The sequence below is a fragment of the Paracoccus sp. S4493 genome, from assembly GCF_000967735.1.
In the GTDB taxonomy this organism is placed as follows: Bacteria; Pseudomonadota; Alphaproteobacteria; order Rhodobacterales; family Rhodobacteraceae; genus Paracoccus; species Paracoccus marcusii.
Genome location: NZ_JXYF01000429.1, coordinates 1 through 720 on the forward strand (window position 1 = coordinate 1; position 720 = coordinate 720).

1 protein-coding gene is annotated in these 720 nt (G+C 76.1%); it reads left to right on the forward strand.

All coding sequences use genetic code 11. The features are described from left to right. Positions 1-720 (forward strand): VWA domain-containing protein (locus TW83_RS18250; protein WP_045984206.1); only part of this gene is annotated, 720 nt, incomplete at both ends.

Sequence of the window (720 nt, forward strand, 5' to 3'; positions counted from 1 at the left end):
CTTGGCGCCTTGGGCGGCAGCACCGGCCGGTGGGGTCCGCTGCTGCCCGTGGGGGCGGCCGCGCTGCTGGTGCTGGGCCTGTCCGGGCCGGCGCTGCCGCGCGCCGATGCGCCCGTCCTGGCGCGCACCGACAGCGTGCTGATCGCCATCGACCTGTCCCCTTCGGTCGCGCGGGGACCGGCGCTGGCACAGGCGCAACAGGCCGCCGCCGCCCTGCTGCAGGGGCTGGCCGGCCGGCCCGTCGGCCTGATCCTCTACAGCGGAGAGGCCTATGCCGCATCCGCCCCCACCACCGATCCGCGCACGCTGCAGACGCTGATCGCGGTCCTGGATGCCGACACGGTGCCCGGTCAGGGCAGCAGGCCCGCAGCCGCCATCGGCCTGGCCGGGCAGATGTTCGGCGATGCAGGGCAGGCCGATCTGGTCCTGATCTCGGACGGGGCCGGGGTCGATGGCCAGGCTGTGGCCGAGGCCGGGCGTCTGGCCGCCCTGGGCACGCGCATCTGGGCGGTCCGGGTCGTGGGCGCCGCGCCGCAGGCGCCCACCCCTGCGCCCGATGCGCTGGCGCAGCTGGTGCAATCGGGCGGTCAGATGGTGCTGGCCCAGGATGTCGACGACTTGGCTGCCCGGCTGCGCCAGGGGGGCGATCGCCGTCGCGATCCGGCAGTGACGGCCCTGGGCTATCGCGATCTGGGGCCGTTCCTGGCCGCGCTGGCCGCC